Below are 17,879 nucleotides of genomic sequence, written 5' to 3'. Positions count from 1 at the left end.
ACGGCCCCGACCACGCTGACCTCCCGCAACAACCTCGCTGGCGCCTACCGGGCGGCGGGTAGCCTGGAGCGAGCGATCCCGCTGTACGAGACCGCCTCGCCCACAGCGAACGCATCCTCGGTCCGATCACCGGCACAATCCGTCAAACCCCAACCACGCACAATCGATGTGAAGGTTTCCTTGGCGAGACCAGTACGGCCATGGCTGGCAACGGTTCAAACGCCCGGAGATCGACAGAAGCGGACGTTCCAAACGCGCGACCCTCGGCATGAGCGGCCGTCGACTCACCACGTACGACGAATGCCTGGGAGCAGCGCTGTGGGAGCAGATTGGGAGCCGTTGGCTGCGTCCAACCGCAGCCAACGACTCCCAACCACGGTCAACCGCACCCACACAGCCTGCTGAAGGCCTATTTCCGCAGGTCAGAGCAGATGGCGATGTACGTTGACACAGTAGGAGTCCTCGGAGACGCCTCCAGCTGCGCTCAACGGCACGAAACCGCAGGTAACAGCACCCAACCGCACTTGCCACAAACCTCATTCACGAGTGACCACATACGGAGCCTGTAAGGCCAAGTGTGGTCACCTTCTGCTGAACGCTCGATCGCCAACTTCCGGCACGCCGACGGTGTATCCGGACTCATCGATCGGGTGGATTCAACCGGTCAACGCAACACCAGGTCGGTCGTGCCGTGCTGAGAGTAGCCTGTCGAAGGCCTCGGCCGGAGTTCGCCAACCAAGCCGTTTGCGCGGCCTGGCGTTGAGTTGCGCTGCGACGAACTCGAGGTAGTCACGGTGGTAGCCGGCCAGGTCCGTGCTCTTGGGAAAGTACTGCCGTAGCAACCCGTTCGTGTTCTCGTTGGTCGCCCGCTGCCAGGGCGAGCGGGGATCACAGAAGTAGATGTCGAGCCGGGTGGCCTCGGCGATGACCGCGTGGTTGGCCATCTCCTGCCCTTGGTCCCAGGTCAGAGTGCGGCGCAGGAACGGCGGCAGCCGGTTCATCGCCTCGATCGTCGCTTCCCCGACCGGAAGGGCACCGTGGCTGTCCGGCAAGTGCAACAGCACCACGAAGCCGGTGGAGCGTTTCACGAGCGTGCCGATCGCCGACTTGTTCTCCTTGCCCGTGATCAAATCCCCCTCCCAATGCCCCGCGACCACACGGTCCAGCACCTCCGACGGCCGCAGCGCGATGTTGACCATGCCCGCCAGACGCCCACGCCGCTCGGTGGTGCGTCGCGTCCGGCGCAGCGCCCGCCCGGTGCGCAACGTCTTCACCAGCTCCCGGTGCAGACCACCGCGACCCTGCACGTAAAGACTGCGATACACGGTCTCGTGACTCACACGCATGCCCGGATCGTCGGGAACAGCAGCGGTAGGCGCCGACTGATCTGCTCGGGGCTGTCCTTGGCTCGCAACCGATTCTGCACGTGCTCACGCAGCCGGTCGTCCACCGCCAACAGCCTCGCCTTCGGCCGCCGGGCACGCTGATCGGCCACCGCCTGGGCCACCGACGCCCGGTACCCGGACTTCCGACGGACGGTCCCGCGCGCCAACTCCCGGCTCACCGTGGACGGCGAGCGCCCCAGTACCCGTGCGATCGCCCGCACTCCCTCGCCCGCGGCCCGGCGGCAGCTGATCTCCTCCCGCTCCCGGAACGACAGACGACGCGCACCGGACAAAGGCAGGCATACGGGGAAAGGCTCGGGCATCACGCGGCCAACGTGCCGGAACCACTCCCACGCCACAGTGATCGACACGCCGACCGATGCCGCCGCCTCCGCCACAACCATCCCCGACCGGACCGCGGCCCAGAACTCCCGCCGAACCGCGACCGGAATCGCCGGTCGACCTCCAACACCCACGCAACACCTCGCTGATCAGCAGTGTTGCGTTGACCGGTTGAATCCACCCGGCCTGGTCATTGGGGAAGTGGCCTCGGGCCTTCACGGCCCGTCGGATGCGGGCGTTGACGCTCTCGATGGCGTTGGTCGAGCAGATCACCCGCCGGATCTCGGTATCGAAGGCCGGGAAGGGCACGAACTCGGCCCAGGCGTTGTCCCAGAGCCGGACGATGGCCGGATAGCGGGCGCCCCAGACCTCGGCGAACTCGGTGAACCGTTCCTTGGCGGCGGCCTCGGTCGGGGCGGTGTAGACGGGTTTGAGGGCCTTGGCCACGGCGTCCCAGTCCTGGCGGGCGGCGTAGCGGAAGCTGTTGCGCAGCAGGTGCACGATGCAGGTCTGGGTCACTGCGCGGGGCCAGACGGTGCCCGATGGCGTCGGGCAGGCCGGTCAGCCCGTCGCAGACAGACGACCATGAGCACGTCCGCCACGCCGCGATTGCGCAGCTCGGTCAACGCGTGCAGCCAGTACTTGGCGCCCTCGCCGCCGTCGCCGGCCCAGGGCCCGAGGATGTCGCGATGGCCCTCGGCGGTCACGGCCAGGGCCATGTAGATCGGCTAGTTGGCGACCTGGCCGTCGCGGATCTTGACGTGGACGGCGTCGATGAAGATCACCGGATAGACGGGGTCGAGGCGCCGGTTCTGCCACTCGACCATGCCCTCGACCACCTTGCCGGTGATCGTGGAGATCGTCTGGCGGGAGACCTCGGCGCCGTAGACCTCGGCCAGGTGCGCGCTGATCTCCCCGGTGGTCAGCCCCTTCGCCGACAGCGAGATGACCATCTCGTCCACGCCGGTCAGGCGCTTCTGCCGTTTGGCCACGATCCGCAGTTCGAAGCTGGAGTCACGGTCGCGGGGCACGTCGATCTCCACCGGCCCGACGTCGGTGAGCACGGTGTTCGAGCGGGTGCCGTTGCGCGAGTTGCCCGTGCCCCGACCAGCGGGATCGTACTTGTCGTAGCCCAGGTGGTCGGTGATCTCGCCCTCCAGGGCGGACTCCAACAGCCGCTTGGTCAGCTGCTGGAGCACCCCGCCCTCACCGGTCAACTTCAGTCCACCGGCGCGGGCCCGGCTGACCAACTGGTCGACCAACTGCTCGCCCAGGCCGTCCAGAACGGTCTCAGGCTTGGCGTCCTCAGCGTGCTCCACGCCGGACATCATCTCGGTCATCAGGTGCACTTCCATGATCGGGAGTTACACCGCTCGTTCTACAGTCCCGCAGGACGCGCGCTCTGCGGCATGAGCGGATGTCCGTGACGGCTTGGTGTTCCGATCGAGTGTGCTCCTCAGGAGGGCGGCGATGTCGCTCACGAGCTTGTGGCGGCTGCCGTTGAGGGGATCCCCGTCGACCCCGTCCCGGTGGCCATCTTCTGGGTTGCGCTGGTAGAAGAGTCTTGTCCGGCTGACTCCGGGTTCTCGGGTAGTTCACAGGTCCGGTCGTGCGGCGACGGGAGTGGGGCGTGCAACCTCAGGTCGGCAACAGCGTGAGCGGGAGTCTGCACGGCGTCCTCTTCCAGGGACGCGATGTCTACGGAGATGTGCACATCAACTCCGGTGCGGCTGCGCCGGTCGAGCTGTCGGTCGCGTTTCCGGAGCGTTTGGTGGAGCACCGCGTGCGAGGCCGTGACGCGTTGCTCGCCGAGTTGCGGTCGGTCGAGGGGGGTGTCGTGCTGTGCGGCGGCGGTGGGAACGGCAAGAGCACGGTTGCTCACGCAGTCGCCGCTGCGGGCGGACGCACGGTCTGGTGGGTGGACGCGTCGTCGCGAGAGCAGCTGGTGGCCGGGCTCGTAGAGGTGGCGGCGCAGGCGGGTGTGCCCAGGGAGGTGCTGCGCTCACCGGCGGCGGCGGTGAAGGACCTGCTCTGGCAGGCTCTCGATGAGCTCGACGAGTGGTTGTTGGTGATCGACAACGCAGATGAGCCGCAGCTGCTCGACGGTTGGGTGCGCACCCCGCGGAGTGGCACTGTGCTGGTGACGAGTCGCGACCGGCGGCGCGACTCATGGCCGAGGGCGTGGACACTGCGCGAGGTCCTCCCGATCTCGGTGGAGGACGGCGCGGCGATGCTGTGCGAGATCGCCCCGCACGCCGGGTCGTGGGATGACTCGCGGGTGCTCGCCGAGCGGCTCGGCGGACTGCCGCTCGCGTTGTTCCTGGCGGGTCGTTACCTCGCCCGGACGAGTACAGCGCTTCGGCTGCCGGGGTCCACAGCGCCGCGCACGTTCGCCGATTACGTGGGGGCGTTGGACCGGGAGTTCCCGGTGTTGGTGCGGCGTACGGCGGGCGCGGAGGTGCTGGCTCGGGTATGGGAGCGGTCGGTCGCGCTGCTGGAGGCACGAGGGGTTGTTTCGGCGCGATCGCTGCTGCACCTGTTGTCGACCTTCGCTCCGGCCCCCGTCCCGGTGGATTTGTTGCTGCCCGACGTGATCTGCGCGGAGCAGGAGTTGGAAACGGCGGTGGATGGCCTTCTCGGCTTCGGGCTGGTTCATGCCGATCGCGACCCGGATGCCTTGAACGTGCACTCGTTCGTCCGGGAACTCGTCCTGCCACATGCGAACTCGTCGGTTTCGGTCCGTGACAAGCTGCTGTTCGAAGTCACCAAGATGACCAACCCGATGGACTGGGCGAGGTGGAGGCTCCTGCTGCCTCACTGCGAACTCCTGGCCGAGCGCGGGGCCGAGGTGGCGGCAGACGATGCCCCGGCCACGGCGGGTGCACTGTTCTGGGCAGGCAGGCACGCCGAGGAAGCGGCATCTTGGGCGGTCGCCGAGCGGATGCACTCCGTGGCCTTGGAGGTGGTGGAACGCCATCTCCCGCACGAGCGCGATACGATCACGATCGCACGCCAACGCCTGGCGAACGTATGGCAGGAGACCGGCCGACTCGACAAGGCTGAGCGCGCACTGCGGGCGCTGCGCGCGGACTTCACCAACCTCGACACGTTCACCACGAACTGGCACAACCACGCGATGGCCCTGATCGAGCAGGGCCAGGCCGCTCAGGCCCGCGCGGAGTTCAGCGAACTCCTCCCACTGCTGGTCACGGTATACGGCGAGCGCAGCGAGAAGGTGCTGATCACTCGACACGAACGCGCACGAGCCCTGTCCGCCACCGGTGATCTCGCGGCCGCGGCGGCTGAGTTCGACGCCGTGGTGGACATTGCGGACGCCGAGTACGGCGTCGAGTCATCGGTGGCCTTGTACGCCAAGCACGAGTTGGCAGCCGTTCTCCTGCGCACCGGCGACGCGAGGCGGGCGCTGCGGTTGTTCGGGGAGGTGGCAACCGGTGAAGCCAGGACGCTCGGGCCGGAGCACCCCGCCCGGCTCACCACCCTGTTCGGCGTCGCGCAAGCCCGCTGGGCCCGGGGCGAGGATGTCGAAGCCGATCTGCGAGCGCTGCTGGAGACCTGGCTGCGGATCGACCCGGACCATCCCTCCGCCATCAGCGTGCGGGAGGCGCTCGGCGACCTCGCCTTCGCCCGCGGTGACCTGACGACGGCCCTGGAGGAGGTATACCAGGTGATGGCCGACAGCGCGGCACGGCTTGGACCGACGCACCCCGATACCGTCAGCCGGGTCGAGAAGCACGGGTTCGTCCTAGCCCAGAGCGGATGGATCGAGAAGGCCGCAGTTGAGATGCACGGCTTCGCGACCGCGCTCGGACGCGGGCCCGATCAGGTTCCCGCTGTCGGACGGATCCGGCACGCGCTGGCGAAATACCTGATCGAGTCCGGACAGCTCGAAGCCGGCGCAGTACAGTACAAACTCGCACTGGACCTGCAGATGGAAGTGCTCGGACCACACCGCCCCGACACACTGCAGAGCATGGTGGGAACATGGAGCGCCGTCTGCCTCCGCGGTCTGGCGAGGGAAGCCCGCGATGGGTTGACCGTCCTGCTCCCGTCGTTGGTCCGCCTCCTGGGTCCGGCGGATGAGCGCACTCTGGCTGCCCGACTGACCCTTGTGAAGGCCCACCACGACCTCGGGGAGAGGGCAGCCGCGCTCGCCGAACTGTCCGAGCTGGCCGCGCACGCGGACAAGGCGCAGGATCCGAAGATTTCTGCGGCCGTGGAGGAATGGCGCCGCGAGCTCTGGTAGCCGGTTGTCACGACCGGCCGCCGAACCAAGTGGGAATCTGCGGCATCCCATAAGGCCGGCGGTGTCCGATCGGCGGAAGGCTCACAGCATGAGAGTGCATTGACCTGTCCAGCAGAGAGACCGGCGCGCGCCTCAGGGTTCGCTCGGGATGCCCGGAGTTTCGAGGTCGTCCTCGACGAAGCGGAGTGCTTCTTCCGCGCGTTCGATCAGATCCGAGGTTCTCACGATGAACAGGGGCGGACAGATCGACCGGTCGCCACGGCCCTCGGGGATCGTTGTCAGAGTTGCGGTAACTCGGTTCTGAATCGGCCATACACGGGAGTGGGTTCGGTCGCCATGTCGAGGCGTCTTCCGCAAAGACAAGCAGGTAGTCGTGGGTGGCCCTGAAGTGACGGGAGTCCAACCGCCCAGGCTTCTGAACGACGACCGTGGCGAGGGAGTTCGACCAGCCGTAGACCTTGTTCATGAGCGCACGCCAGGCAGCCATCCGGTGGTCGTCGACATGCACTCACACAGAGCCGCCAGGGGCGAGCAGGTCGCCCACCACACGCACGTATTCCTGCAGCATGCTGAGCCAGGAGGCAGGGCCGGGAGGCTCGTGACACTCGAATCCCCATTGCGTGTCCCACGACGGGCGCAAGTATGCCGACTTGACCATGCCTTGGTACTGGCCGGTGCCGTTCAGAGAGCGAAGTGTGTCCCCGTCGCCGCCACGGATGAGCAGGTTGCCCGCCATGTGATCAGCTTAGGGCTATGGTTCGGCAAGGGGTCGTGGAGCCGAGGCCGAACACGTACATCGGCACCACAAGGCTGTGCTCGCACATCGGCAGAAACGGACGTTCCAAACGCGCGACCCGCGGCGTGAGAGGCCGTCGACTCACGACGTACGACCAACCGCCTGGGAGCAGATTGGGGGCCGTTGGCTGCGTCCAACCGCAGCCAACGGCTCCCAACCACGGTCAGCTGCACCCACGCAGCCTGCCGGAGGCTCGTTCCCCAGGTCAGAGCAGATGGCGATGTACGTTGACACAGTAGGAGTCCTCAAAGACGTCCCCAACTGCGCTCAACGGCACGAAACCGCAGGTAAAAGCGCCCAACCGCACCTACGACAAACCTCGTACACAAGTGACCACATACGGGGCCCGCAAGACCAAGTGTGGTCACCTTGCCGGACACTCGATCGCCAACTTCCGGCACGCCGGTGATGTCTCCAGGCCTACCGATCGTCGCCCTCCCCGATACACCGAGCACCCAGGGCAAGCCGCAGTCCGGGCGCTCGGCACCGTTTGACGACTCAAGGGTGTGCTGGCGAACACTGCGCGGATCTCCTCCGTCCCGGCAGGCGCCGTGTCCTCGCGGGCCGTCCGGCGGCCACGTCTGGAAAAACGGCCCGGTCTGGTCGCCTCAACCTGTCAACCTTCGGAACGTGTCAGCCACCTCCGAGGACCCGTTGCGGAACGGTTGCCGAGGATCACCCAACTATGAAGTCGGGCAGGTTCACACCGCGCGTCCCTCGCCCTGGATCGCACAGGTGCTCACAACCATCACTGTCCTCACATCGTCCGACGTGCGGCGACGGTCACGAAGTCGAGCATTCCTCTCTATAGAAGTCGTGACGACTCCATAGAGAATCATTCATTGTCTATGAAAAGTTCCGGATAGGCGAGTCTTGCTCAATTTGGCGCGTTCCTGCTATCGCACGAATGACGTTAATCCATTTGCAGCATTCTTTAGGTCGTCGCACTGAAGAGATATCGTTGGCGGGCGGTACGCGCGGGAATCTGCGCCTGTTGCGCTCACCGGTGGCACAGACCGACGTGCGCATGCCGGACACAGCCGAACCATTTGACCAGCGGTAGTACTGCGGCCTTCGGGTCGCCTTTTCACGAGCGAGGACACCCCGACTGATGGCAGTGACCCAGCAGGAGATCGAGAACCGGTTATGGGACGCCGCCGACGAACTGCGGGTGGCGATGCCCGAGGCGCAGTACTCCTCGGTCGTCTTCCCGCTGATGTTCTGGAAGTACCTGTCGGACACCTGGGAGCACCAGCACCAGGAGTTCCTGGCCGAGAACCAGGGACTGGACGGCCTCTCCGCCGAGGAAGCCCACGAGATCGAGTACCGCGACTACCAGTCGTTCGAGATCCCGCTCATCTACCCCGGCACCGTCCGGGAGCGCCGCGCCTCCTGGACGTCCATCCTCGCCACCATCACCCAACCGGGCCTAGGACAACGAGTCCGCGCCTCCCTGCAGGCCATCGAGACGGCCAACCCCGACAAGTTCTCCCGCCTGTTCGGGTCAATGACCTGGACCTCCGAAGAGGTGCTGTCAGGGGAGGTGTTGGCGGCGGTCATGCAGGCGATGGACCGCACCCCGAAGATGCACGAGGGCAACATGTCCCACGACGTGCTCGGTGGGGCGTACGAGTACCTGCTGAAGCGGTTCTCCGACGGGTCGGGCACCCGCGCCGGCCAGTTCTTCACCCCGCGCGAGGTCGTCGAACTGATCATCGAGGTCCTGGACCCCAAGAACTTCGAGTCGGTGTACGACCCGACGTGCGGGTCGGGCGGCATGCTCATCGCCGCCGCGAACCTCCTGAAGGCCCGCGGCGGGCGTAGCTACACGCTCCGCCTGCGAGGGCAGGAGGCCGTACCGGACACCGCAGGTGTGGCTCGCATGAACCTCTTCATGCACAACCTCACCGAGTTCCAGGTGGAGATCGGCGACACCCTCAAGGACCCACGCTTCAAGAAGCCGGACGGGTCGATCGAGCAGTTCGATGTGATCGTCGCCAACCCGCCCTACAGCTTGAAGTGGAAGCCCTGGAACAACGACCCACGCGCCATCGGCGGAGTCGCTCCGCAGTCGTCTGCTGACTGGGCGTTCGTGCAGCACATGATCGCGTCAATGGACCCGAGGAAGGGGCGCGCCGGCGTCGTCTTGCCTCACGGTGCCCTCTTCCGTGGCGGTCAGGAAGCGGCCATTCGCCAGCGCGTCCTGGACGACGACCTCCTGGAAGCCGTGATCGGGTTGCCCGCGAACCTCTTCTACAGCACGACGATCCCGACCTGCATCCTCGTGTTCCGCGCCCCCGGCACTAAGGCCCCTCAGCGGAAGGGCGGCGTACTGTTCATCGACGCATCCAAGCGGTTCACCAAAGCCAAGAATCGGAACGTCCTCACGGACGCCGACATCGCCGATACGCTGACGTCCTATCACTCCGCCTTCGACGTCGAAGGTAACCCAGTGGGCCCTGGCGGTGACGGTGGCCTGGCTGCACGCTTTGTGCCCACGACGGAGATCGTGGCAAACGGGTACGACCTCAGCATCAGCCGCTACATCAAGCAGGTTACCGCCGAGACCGAAGACCTCGTCATATTGATCAAGGCGTACAAAATTTCTCGGGCTGAGCGTCAGCAGACTGAGCAACGCATGTTCGCTGTCCTCGCGGATGCTGGAATCGAAGGCTTCGATGAGTGACTGGCAGCGAACCACGCTTGGGAAGGTGCTGACCCAGATTTCCCGTGCGGCCCGGGTCGAGGACCTGACCGAGGCTCGATACGCAGGGGTGCGCTGGTATGCGGGAGGAGTGTACGACCGTGAGACAGTCCCCGCTGAGAAGATCAAAGGAAAGACACTTTACCTGATCAAGCATGGCGACATCGTTTATAACCGGATGTGGGCGACCAAAGTTTCTTTCGGGGTGGTCAAGAAAGATGCTGACGGCTGCTTCGTCACTAACGACTTCCCAGTGTTTACCGTCGATCCCGAGGCGATCCTCCCGGAATACGTTGAGGCCATCTTCCACACCGAGCCGTTCCAGTCTGAGGCGGCAGGCCGCGCGGTTGGCACCACAGAACGTCGGCGTCTCCATGAGCGGGATTTTGTGAACATCCCCGTCGTGCTGCCGCCGCTACCGGTGCAGGAGAGGATCGTCGAAGTGATCTGCGTGGTGGACAACCAGATCACTGCACTCGACGCAGAGGCCGACACGTTGCATGTGGTGCTGCGACGACTTCGCTCCGAACTCGTCAACGATCAAAGCGCTCCGGCGGTCCGTGCTGACGAAGCGTTTGACATCACGATGGGGCGGCAGCGGGCGCCGAAGTACGCCACGGGACCTCACATGACACCGTACTTGCGTTCCGCCAATGTGGGCTACGGGACGCTCGACCTGACCGATGTGTTGGAGATGAACTTCGACCCGAAGGAACGCGAGGCGTTCGGCCTCGTCCCCGGCGATGTACTCGTGTCGGAAGGCAGCGCAAGCCAGTCCGCAGTCGGCATGCCGGCGATGTGGCGTGGAGAACTGCCAGAACCGATCTGCTTCCAGAAGACGCTCATGCGGTATCGAGCCATCGAAGGCGTCAGCGTCCCGGGGTTCGTGAACCACTGGTGCCTGTGGGCCTATGAGTCGGGCACGTTCCTCGACATCGCGGGAGGCACCAACATCAAGCACATCACCGCCATGCGTGCCGTTCGGATGCCGGTGCGCCTTCCAGACGTCGCAGACCAGGAGCGGATCGCTGCGGAGCTCGACACGATGAGCGAGGTCGTCGCCGCGACCCGGGCCGAGGCACACCGTCTCCGTTCTGTGCGGGCAAGGCTGCTGGCGGGGTTGTTGGATCGCACCATCGACATCGAGTCCGCCGAGCTGGAGGTCTGAGCCGTGGCGAAGGGCATCCGGGAGCGTGAGTTCCAGAACCTGATGATCCAGTGGTCCCTCCCGATGGGCTGGGACTTCACAGCGGGCAGGTCGCTGCCGCGTGAGACGACGCAGACGGTGATCACCGGTCAGCTGCGGGACGCCATCGTCCGGCTCAATCCCGGAGTGATCGGCGGGTTCGACGTGGACGCGGTGGTCGAAGAGATCCTCGCCACGATCAACGCCGTCGAGGGCGGGCTGGTGCGGGCCAACGAGCAGGTGCTGCACCTGCTGCGCGGGCATAAGGAATTCCGGGACGCCGACGGCGTGTGGCACGCCCTGAAGGTCATCGACTTCGAGCACACGACCACCAACACGCTGGTCGTGTCGGACGAGGTGACCATCACCGTCCCCGGCAAGACCTCCCGCCGGTTCGACCTCGTGTACTGGGTCAACGGCCTGCCCCTGGTAGTGGTCGAGGTGAAGTCACCGACCGCGAAGTCCGGATGGGCCGATGCCGCCCGCGAGATCAACGACGTGTACGTCCCCGAGTACCCGTGGTTCTTCACGCCCAACGTTTTTTCCGTCGCCTCCGACGGACTGAAGTTGCGGTTCGGTGCCGCAGGCGCACCCACGAACCTGTGGCAGCCGTTCCGGTCCACCGCCGACGACGAGAACCTGTCCGGGCAGGCCGACGTGCAGCGCTCCGTCGAGCTGCTGATGAACCCGGCCACGATCCTGGACATGCTCGCCAACTTCGCCCTGTTCGACACCTCTGGGGGTGGGGCGGACAAGAAGTACCTACCCCGCTATCCGCAGATGGAGGCCGCGCACCTGATCCACGATCGGGTCCTGGAGGGCGGGTCGAAGGGCCTGATCTGGCACCATCAAGGGTCCGGGAAGACGCTGCTGATGGTGTTCGCTGCCTCGCTGCTGCTGGCCGACAACCGCACCGACTCGCCCACGATCATCCTGCTCTCGGACCGAACCCAGCTCGTCCGACAGACCTCCGGTGTGTTCACCTCCGCGATGGGGGACGCCTACTTCCACCAGCCCACCACCAGCCAGGAGTTACGTTCCCTGCTGGCCGACGACGTGCGCGGCGTCATCTCCACGACCGTCCACAAGTTCGCCGACGCCGGGAGGAACCTGTCGACCCGGACCAACATCGTCGTGCTGGTCGACGAGGCACACCGCACCCAGTCCGCCAGATCGAAGTCCCTGGCCGGACAGATGCGCGCAGCATTGCCGCACGCGAAGTTCTTTGGCATGACCGGCACCCCTGTCAGGAATCTCACTACCGACACCTTCACCCTCTTCGGCGAGGAGACGGACCCGGCCAAGGTGCTGCACCGGTACTCGGTGTCCCGGTCTCTGCGGGACGAGGCGACCGTCCCGGTCATGCTGATCCCGCACCCCGTCTCCTTCGAGATGAACGACCAGGCGTTGCAGGCCGAGTTCGACCGGTTCGCCGACGAATTCGACCTCGACGACCCCGACCGCGAGGCCCTGTCCCGCAAGTTCGGGCGCCTCACCTCGGTGTTCGCCAACCCCGACCGCGTCCAGGCCGTCTGCCAGAACATCGTGGACCACTACCTGGCCGGTGCCTACCGCAACGGCCTCAAGGCCCAGGTCGTCGCCTACAACCGCGACCTGGCCGTGGCGTACACGGACAAGATCAACGAGTTGCTGGTCGGCTTCGAGGCGTCACACGTGCTCGCCGAAGTCGGGAAGCACGACCGGATCACCGCCGAGGTCAACATCTCCGTCTCGGACTCCAAGGACGAAGACCCCGCCATGCGGCCGTTCCAGCTCTCGGAGACCGAGGAAGAGGAACAGAAGCGGCGGTTTCTCGCCCCAGATGACCCGCTGAGCTTCCTGGTGGTCACCGCGAAGCTGATGACCGGGTTCGACGCCCCCAACGAGGGCGTTCTCTACCTGGACAAGCCGCTCAAGGCCCACACCTTGTTCCAGACGATCACCCGCCCGAACCGCACCTGGGTGTCCCCCACCGGATTCGTGAAAACCTCCGGCGTGGTCGTGGACTACATCGGTCTGGCCGAAGAAGTCCAACGGGCCGTCGCCGACCCCACCGCGAATGAGACCGGAAAGGGCGGTGGGTTCGTCACCGACCTGTCCGAGCTGGTCGCCGAGTTCCGCACCACCTTCGCCCGCATCGAAGACCTCCTCGTGGACGTGGACGACCTGGACCTCACGGTCCACGGATACGAGTCCGTGCGGACCATCAACGCCTTCCTGGACGCCAACCCCGGCGCCGCCGAGGTGTTCACCAGGGACTACCGCCTCCTGGCCCGCCTGTACCCGCTCATCAACACCGACAAGCGGGTCGCAAAGTACCGGGACGGCTTCGGGCTGTTCGGATCCGTGTACACCACATTGTTCAAGAAGTCCTCCGACGAGGAACGGAAGGAACGGCTCGGCGAGCTGGGGCCGATGGTCCTGGAGATCATCAACGCCCACGTCCACTCCTTCTCCGTAGCCGCCTCCCACGAGGAACCTCTCGTTCTGGACGCTCAGGGCATCGCCATCCTCAAGGAACTGTTGGCACTCGTCCGCACCAAGCCTGACAGGGCCTGCAGCAAGGACAAGACCCCGCCGTCTGCGGCGGAGATCCTGGACGGCATCAAGGCCGCACTCGACAAGGGCGTCGAACCGGGATCCGCGAAGTACACCGCACTCGCGGAGCGGATCAAGCTGCTGCGGGACCGAATCATCCAGAACGCCCAGGATGCCCTGGCGTTCCTGTCTGAAGCACTCCGCATCGCCCGCGCCATCGTGGACGCTGAGAAGCACCCCGGCGAGGCCGTAGTCGTGCTGGACGACGACCACGTCGGTGTCCTATCGCGGATCATCCACGACCACGCGCCACCCGGCTTCACAGTCACAGAGAGGAACCTGGCAGAGGAGATCGACCAAGTGGTCACCCACACCCTCGCCCGGTCATGGGACAACGCCGACGCCCGCAACCGAGGCGTCCGCCGCGCCACCGCCGCGGTCTTCCGCCGGTACATGCTGAAGCCGGTAGGAGAGCCGTACGACTCCACGGTCGCCTACATCGAGGCCCACTATCTCGTTGACTGACCAACGGACTTCGTTCGACACCGCTATCAAGGTCGCAAGACTCACCGCGACGCCCGGAACCCGGCGGTAGAAACAGTTTATTTGACCAACACTGAAACTACGGAAATTATCGAGCATGGAGTGACGGCCTCAGGCGGACAGGCCGGATCAGGGGCGCCACGGCGGTTGGCACACTCAGCGGCCCGTTGCTCGACCGACTCGAGTCGACAGGCCGAGAGAAGATCCTCGATCGGGGGCCACCTTCTCCACCGGCTCCTGGGCAATCCGCTCGACGACCAGCGCGGCGGCGGGCACCGACGATGTCGTAGATGACCAGCGGGCTCCACGCTCGGTCACCGCCAGGTAGCCGGAGAACCCAGCGCTGCCGATCCCTTGAACCTCCACCTCCGCTCAAGCACACCGCTACACCATGACGACCGCTCTGCGGCATGAGCGGACGTGAACATCGAGGCGCACGGTTGATGCCACACTCAGGGCGGTGAACGACTACTCCTGGCCCGCGGACGGTCGACTGCTGGCGGAACGAAGCCGCCTGGCATGGAGCGCGACGGTGGCAGCGCTCCCCGTCGGCGCCCCGATCGCTGGCGAGGTGATCGGACGTCAGCCCTTCGGGGTCTTCATCCGCATCGACGGAGCGCCTGATGCCGTGGGCTTGGCCGAGGTCACCACGATGCCCCGTGAGGGGGAACTCCCGCCGATGGGTGCGCGTATCACCGGCACGGTCGTCTCGCACGCCGAGCACAACCACCAGGTGAGAGTGCGCCTCGCCAACCGGAGGCCTTGACCTGTCCGTTCATCGGCATGCGCGGACGTCAACCGCACGCACTCGACCAGCCGCCTGGGAGCAGCACTGTGGGAGCGGATTGGGAGCCGCAGGACGCGTCCAACCGCGTCCAACGGCTCCCAACCGCGGTCAACTGCACCCACGCAGCCTGCTGAAGGCTTGTTTTCGCAGGTCAGAGCGGATGGCGATGTACGTTGACACAGTAGGAGTCCTCAGAGACGTCTCCAACTGCGCTCAACGGCACGAAACCGCAGGTAAGACCGCCCAACCGAACCTGCGGCAAACCTCGAACACGAGTGACCACATACAGAACCCACGACACCAAGTGTGGTCATCGACCACCGGAAAACCGAGGACCCGTCAGACCCGCCGACATCTCCAGCCGCGGCAAGCCCTCACGACCGAACCTCTGGTCAACCACGTAGTCGATCCGGGCCGCCCTCGGCCCCCGCCCGCACGAGCGCGGCCAGGTTGACCGGCAGGCCCAGCACGCCTAGAGCGGCGTGGTCGAACCTGGTGACCTCACCGGGCGGACCGCCGAACAGGAGCAGGGCAGACGCCGCCTGGACGCCGGTCGCGACGACCGCGAGCCAGCTCGCCCAACTGCCTCGGGACTTCTCCATCGGACTCCACTCGGTGCTCACGGGACGACGATCGGGCCGGCGGCGCCCGTGGTGGCGGACGGCAGCGCCCGCCACCACGGGTGATCATGCCTGGTCAGCAGTAGCCGACCTCGGCCTACCCGAACGGGCCGTGCTCGCCGCGCCGCGTGAACTCGCTCTGCTTGCAGGGCGGCTGCATCGTCCCCTCGACGAATCGGAACTGGTCCTGCTGGTACTCGATCGGGTCGAGGGCCAGCGGACCGCCGCCGCCCATCACCTTGGCGACCGACAGCAGGGCGTTCACCAGGCCGTTGGAGCAGCGGCACGACCCGCTGGAGCGCAGCTGGACCTGGCTGCCACCACCCGCGCAGCGTCACGGGCCATCCTGGGGTATCCAAGTCGCCAGAAACCTCATCGTGGACCTCGACGACGCCGGCAGCACCGCCCGGTTCCTGATCCGCGACCGCGGTCCCAGGGCATCGGGACCGTGGACAAGATCTTTCCGCGTCCTCGGCACGGCCGTACGCCGCCACTGGAACTCAGACATCGCCGATCCACGCGGGTGGATCGGCGACGGCACCACGGGTTGGAGCGGGTCGACGACGGCGAGCCGGACCTGCGCGTCAGACTCACGTCGCAGCTGACCACGCGTGCGGTGTGCGCGGGTACTCGACCCGCTCGAAGGGTCGTGCGCCATCACGGACGTCGTGACCGTCAACGCGACTACATGGCCTCGCTAGACATCGACCGCATAGTCGCGGCCGGGAGGTGCGCAGGCCGAACGCGGGGCCGTGCCCGACCGGCAGTCGCCGGGCCCGGCCACGCACCCTGTCAACTATCCGCCATAGGAGGTTTGTGTATCGTGGGATCGTGCTCCACCGCTTCCGGACCAGACCTTCGCAATGGGCTCTGGTGTGGGCTGTCGCGTTCGCCGTGGTCGGCATGCACCACCTCGGCACGCAGGAGCCCGTCGGGCATGCGGCGACCGCTTCGGCAGCGGCGACGGTGGTCGACTGCTGTGACCATGCGTCCGAAGAGCACACTCCGGTACCGACCGGGCAGCACGACGCGCTGCACTTGTGCTTGGCGATCCTGTGCGCCGCGCTGGGCTTGACGCTCGCCGTGCTCGCCCTACGGGCTCGAACCGTCGCGGAACGCCTCAGTTCGCTGTCGACGCGAGCAGCACGGCCGCGATCCCCTCCTCCGAGACCCGGCGGTGCACCGGCACGGCTGGCCGAACTCTGCGTCCTGCGGCTGTGACAGGCGGCGCGTGACGTCCTCCGAGGACGTTGACGCAACGCCGCGCACCCGACCGGACTTCACCACCGCAGAGGACATCATGACCAGGAAGAACCTGGTCGGGACGGCGCTTGCCTTCCTGACCACCGGACTCGTGCTCGCCGGGTGCGGCAACTCCGACTCAGGCTCCGGCGGCCACGACATGGGCAGCATGACCGGAACCACCAGTCCCACGAACTCCACCAGTGCTGCCACCGCGCCGTCGGGTGGACACAACGACGCCGACATCACGTTCGCCCAGGACATGATCCCCCATCACCAGGGCGCGATCGAGATGGCCGAACTCGCCCAGGGCCGAACCTCGAACGCCGAGGTGCTCGACCTCGCGTCACGCATCGAGAAAGCCCAGGATCCCGAGATCAAGACCATGACCGGGTGGCTGAACAGCTGGGGCGCCGAGGTGCACACCACGGGCATGCCGGGCATGGACCACGGCTCGGACATGGCGGGCATGAGCGACGCCGAGGTGGACATGCTGAAGCAGGCGAAGGACGCCGACTTCGACCGGATGTTCCTGGACATGATGATCAAGCACCACCAGGGCGCGATCGACATGTCGAAGGCGGAACTCCAGCAGGGCGAGAACCCCGACGCCAGGAAGCTCGCGCAGCAGATCATCGACTCGCAGCAGAGCGAGATCACCGAGATGCAGGGACTGCTCGCGGCCAGCTGACCGTAGGCGGAGTTCCAGGCACCCGCATCACGCCTGCTACGTTCCGTAGCAGGCGTGATGCGGGACTCGGCCAACCGGAAGCCACGGTCCGCACTTCACCGGCGGCCGTCCCGAGCTACCTCATCAGGATGGCGGTCGCAGACCTGCGATCGTGACTGTGACGAGCCTGCGGATGGCGGCCTCGGAGCGCAGGCTCGCGGCTGCCGAGAGGGCGTGCACGCAGAAGGCGGCGAGTTCGTCGGGTGCGACGTCGTCCCGGAGGTCGCCGGTCGCCGCGGCTTCGATCAGCGAGTCCTTGATCAGGTCTTGGACCTGCTGCTGGGCATGGACGAGCTGTGGGCCCTGGTGCAGGACCGCGGCGAGTTGGTGGCCGGGACGGTCGTGGGAGTGACGTTCCCGTGAGATGCGCGCGTAGGCGTGCAGAACGGCATCGAGCCGGTCGCGGGGGTCGGTGACCCGATCCCGGATGTCGGCGAGCTGCCGGAGGTGGTCCTCGACCTGCCGTTGGTGCCAGGCGCGCAGGATCGCTTCGACGTCGGGGAAGTACTTGTAGAGGGTCGCCCTCCCGATCCCGGTGTTCTCGGCAATCTTCGACATGGTCACCGACAGCAGACCGTGCGCGCGAACCAGTTCGGCGGTGGCATGGAGGATCGCCTCGTGCACCGCTTGGCGATGCGCGTCGATCGTCTCGTTCCACAGCCGGGGCACAGCTGAAGTGTACGGGGCGGCAACATGAAGACACTATGGTTAGATGCCGACACAGTGTCTCGATAAACTCATC

The 17,879-nt window shown here is 66.1% G+C and carries 11 protein-coding genes and 2 pseudogenes; 7 read left to right on the top strand and 6 right to left on the bottom strand.

Going from position 1 to position 17,879, the window contains the following annotated elements; translation table 11 throughout:
- Window positions 1–656: 656 nt before the first annotated feature.
- Window positions 657–1,789: pseudogene (locus tag B0I31_RS35775) on the bottom strand (IS30 family transposase).
- Window positions 1,790–1,910: 121 nt separating this feature from the next.
- A pseudogene (locus B0I31_RS42290) lies at window positions 1,911–3,067 on the bottom strand (IS256 family transposase); the annotation flags it as partial.
- Between the two features lie 290 nt (window positions 3,068–3,357).
- Between B0I31_RS42290 and B0I31_RS35765 the strand changes: the two are divergent.
- On the top strand, window positions 3,358–5,991 hold the full coding sequence (locus tag B0I31_RS35765) for a tetratricopeptide repeat protein (RefSeq protein WP_146174081.1): 2,634 nt from the start codon (window positions 3,358–3,360) through the stop codon (window positions 5,989–5,991).
- 508 nt (window positions 5,992–6,499) lie between these two features.
- Here the strand turns inward: B0I31_RS35765 and B0I31_RS35760 are convergent.
- A complete protein-coding gene (locus tag B0I31_RS35760; RefSeq protein ID WP_106619840.1) occupies window positions 6,500–6,727 on the bottom strand; it encodes a hypothetical protein in 228 nt (75 codons plus the stop codon).
- 1,171 nt (window positions 6,728–7,898) lie between these two features.
- On the opposite strand from B0I31_RS35760, the gene B0I31_RS35755 reads away from it, so the two are divergent.
- From B0I31_RS35755 to B0I31_RS40990, 4 genes are all read left to right on the top strand, one after another.
- Window positions 7,899–9,473, top strand: a complete 1,575-nt coding sequence (locus tag B0I31_RS35755; RefSeq protein ID WP_106619839.1) for a type I restriction-modification system subunit M — start codon at window positions 7,899–7,901, stop codon at window positions 9,471–9,473.
- A 25-nt stretch (window positions 9,474–9,498) separates the two neighbouring features.
- Entirely contained in the window at window positions 9,499–10,659 is a 1,161-nt protein-coding gene (locus tag B0I31_RS35750) for a restriction endonuclease subunit S domain-containing protein (protein ID WP_219910963.1), read from the top strand.
- A gap of 3 nt (window positions 10,660–10,662) precedes the next feature.
- Window positions 10,663–13,740 (top strand): type I restriction endonuclease subunit R, encoded by a 3,078-nt coding sequence (locus B0I31_RS35745; protein WP_106619837.1) that lies wholly within the window; start codon window positions 10,663–10,665, stop codon window positions 13,738–13,740.
- Between the two features lie 478 nt (window positions 13,741–14,218).
- On the top strand, window positions 14,219–14,524 hold the full coding sequence (locus tag B0I31_RS40990) for a S1 domain-containing protein (RefSeq protein WP_181320710.1): 306 nt from the start codon (window positions 14,219–14,221) through the stop codon (window positions 14,522–14,524).
- 413 nt (window positions 14,525–14,937) lie between these two features.
- Here the strand turns inward: B0I31_RS40990 and B0I31_RS35735 are convergent, their stop codons facing one another.
- On the bottom strand, window positions 14,938–15,147 hold the full coding sequence (locus tag B0I31_RS35735) for a hypothetical protein (protein ID WP_106619836.1): 210 nt from the start codon (window positions 15,145–15,147) through the stop codon (window positions 14,938–14,940).
- A gap of 115 nt (window positions 15,148–15,262) precedes the next feature.
- Window positions 15,263–15,430 (bottom strand): hypothetical protein, encoded by a 168-nt coding sequence (locus tag B0I31_RS40985; RefSeq protein ID WP_181320709.1) that lies wholly within the window; start codon window positions 15,428–15,430, stop codon window positions 15,263–15,265.
- A gap of 566 nt (window positions 15,431–15,996) precedes the next feature.
- On the opposite strand from B0I31_RS40985, the gene B0I31_RS35725 reads away from it, so the two are divergent.
- Together B0I31_RS35725 and B0I31_RS35720 are read left to right on the top strand one after the other, a co-directional pair.
- Window positions 15,997–16,386: a DUF6153 family protein gene (locus tag B0I31_RS35725; protein WP_245950676.1), complete on the top strand. Its 390-nt coding sequence runs from the start codon at window positions 15,997–15,999 to the stop codon at window positions 16,384–16,386.
- Window positions 16,387–16,465: 79 nt separating this feature from the next.
- Complete coding sequence (locus tag B0I31_RS35720) at window positions 16,466–17,098, top strand: DUF305 domain-containing protein (protein WP_106619835.1); 633 nt, start codon at window positions 16,466–16,468, stop codon at window positions 17,096–17,098.
- Window positions 17,099–17,221: 123 nt separating this feature from the next.
- On the opposite strand, the gene B0I31_RS35715 is transcribed toward B0I31_RS35720, so the two are convergent.
- Complete coding sequence (locus B0I31_RS35715) at window positions 17,222–17,806, bottom strand: TetR/AcrR family transcriptional regulator (protein WP_106619834.1); 585 nt, start codon at window positions 17,804–17,806, stop codon at window positions 17,222–17,224.
- Window positions 17,807–17,879 lie beyond the last annotated feature (73 nt).

The organism is Saccharothrix carnea, assembly GCF_003014735.1.
Classification (GTDB): Bacteria; Actinomycetota; Actinomycetes; order Mycobacteriales; family Pseudonocardiaceae; genus Actinosynnema; species Actinosynnema carneum.
Note: the sequence above shows the minus strand (reverse complement) of the source record. Positions and strands in the feature narration are given on the sequence as shown.

Excerpts from the sequence above, each read along its gene's own strand:
- B0I31_RS35735 (WP_106619836.1), bottom strand. The coding sequence starts at position 15,147 with ATGGAGAAGTCCCGAGGCAGTTGGGCGAGCTGGCTCGCGGTCGTCGCG.
- B0I31_RS35720 (WP_106619835.1), top strand. The coding sequence starts at position 16,466 with ATGACCAGGAAGAACCTGGTCGGGACGGCGCTTGCCTTCCTGACCACC.
- B0I31_RS35760 (WP_106619840.1), bottom strand. The coding sequence starts at position 6,727 with ATGGCGGGCAACCTGCTCATCCGTGGCGGCGACGGGGACACACTTCGC.
- B0I31_RS35755 (WP_106619839.1), top strand. The coding sequence starts at position 7,899 with ATGGCAGTGACCCAGCAGGAGATCGAGAACCGGTTATGGGACGCCGCC.